The sequence below is a fragment of the Elstera litoralis genome (assembly GCF_000963705.1).
GTDB lineage: Bacteria > Pseudomonadota > Alphaproteobacteria > Elsterales > Elsteraceae > Elstera > Elstera litoralis.
Genome location: NZ_LAJY01000544.1, coordinates 1 through 1834, shown reverse-complemented (window position 1 = coordinate 1834; position 1834 = coordinate 1). Strand labels below are relative to the sequence as shown.

General features: G+C 61.9%; 2 protein-coding genes. One reads left to right on the top strand and one right to left on the bottom strand.

The window, feature by feature from the left end; all coding sequences use genetic code 11:
• Positions 1–96 precede the first annotated feature (96 nt).
• On the top strand, positions 97–1617 hold the full coding sequence (locus tag VZ95_RS29835; protein ID WP_052711890.1) for a methyl-accepting chemotaxis protein: 1521 nt from the start codon (positions 97–99) through the stop codon (positions 1615–1617).
• A gap of 18 nt (positions 1618–1635) precedes the next feature.
• Here the strand turns inward: VZ95_RS29835 and VZ95_RS17200 are convergent.
• On the bottom strand, positions 1636–1834 hold a 199-nt coding region (locus tag VZ95_RS17200; protein WP_045776948.1), incomplete at its 5' end, for a ComF family protein.

Below are 1834 nucleotides of genomic sequence, written 5' to 3'. Positions count from 1 at the left end.
TAGGGTGCAGAACTATAGGGTCTGGATGTTGGCGCTAGGGTGCGCGCAGAAAGCGGAAAAAAGCGATGAAAATCAACATACAAAACGCGCGTAATCATGCTCATCTCCGTACTAGCGCTGCTGATTCAGATCGCAGCGTCAAGCTACGGTTATTTTCGTGTCGCCAGCAGCGAGAAGGCCGATTTGCAGGAGGCCCTGCAACGCATCACCGAAATGCAGGCCGATGCGCTGGCAAGGCCGCTCTGGGATTTGTCGGATGGCCAGATTAAGTCCATCCTGGCCGCCATCGCCAAAGACCGCAATTTCGCCCATGCCCGCATCATCGGCGCCAACGGCAAAATGGTGGCGGAAAGCGTCAAGGCCGGGGCCACGGCGGGCCTGACCGAAAAGCGCGACGTGATCTATCAAGACGGCGGCAACCGCGAAAAGCTGGGCGTTCTTGAAGTCGGCTTTGGGCTCGGTGAGGTTGAGAACGCCACGCAAGCCGCGATTACCCAAGCCATTATCCAAACGATCCTGACTGTCACGCTCTTGGCGATTGCCGTGTTCTTCTCCTTCGGCGCGATTGCCCGCCCCCTGCGCCAGTTGACGCAAGCGATGGGCAAACTCGCCAGCGGTGATCGCTCAATCCCCGTGCCCAGCACCGCCCGGCCCGATGAAATCGGCGATATCGCCCGCGCCGTTCAAGTGTTCAAAGACAATGCCTTGGAAATGGACCGGCTTTCCACCGAACGCCGAACCGAGCGCCTCGCCGCCGAAGCCCAGCGCAAAGAGGGCATGAACGCGATGGCGAGCGACCTCGAAAATACCGTTGGGCAAATGGTCGAATCCCTCACCCGCTCGGTCGTCGATATGCGCTCCACTGCCGATATCCTCTCGACCGCCGCCCAAGAAACCACGCACCGCTCGGCCCTGGTGGCAACCGCCAGCGAGCAGGCAACCCAAACCGTCGGCACGGTGGCGACCGCAACCGAGGAACTCAGCAGTTCTTCGCTGGAAATTGCCCGCCAAGTCACCTATTCGGCCTCGATGACCGATCAGGCGCGCATCCAGGCCAGCAAAGCGTCGGAAACGGTGGCGCAACTGATGGAAGCCGCCGATAAAATCGGCACCGTCGTCGGCCTGATTAGCAATATCGCGGGACAAACCAATCTGCTCGCGCTGAACGCCACCATCGAAGCCGCCCGCGCGGGCGATGCTGGCAAAGGCTTCTCGGTCGTGGCGTCGGAAGTTAAAAGCCTCGCCAATCAAACCGCCAAAGCGACCGACGATATCGCCGCCCAAATCGGCAGCATTCAGGAAGCCACCCGCGCCGCCGTGTCGGATATCGATAGTATCGCGGGCTTGATCGCCAAAATCAGCGAAATCGCCTCGACCGTCGCCGCCGCCGCTGAAGAGCAAAAGGCCGCGACCGAGGAAATCGCTCGCAACGTGCAGGAAGTGGCGCGCGGCGCGCAGGATGTGTCGCAGAATATCGTCACCGTCTCGCAATCCGCCGACCGTACCAATGGCGCGGTGACCACCGTGCTGCAATCGGCGGGCGCGATTACCACCAATGTCGATGGTCTGCGCGCGCGCGTGCTCAGCTTCATCAACGATATCCGCAACGCTTCGTAAACCAGGTGGGGTTCGGCCTTAATCCGGCTGAACCCCGATCTGCCGCTCGGGATCGTCCGGCGCAGGCACGCGCGCGAGGACCAACGCTTGAACCGAGGCCGCCCCGGCGCGTAGCAGGCTGGCCGTGCAAGCGTCGAGCGTTGCGCCTGAGGTCAGCACGTCGTCGATCACCACGATATGCTTCCCCACCAGCCGCGCCGCCCACCCCGGCGCGACC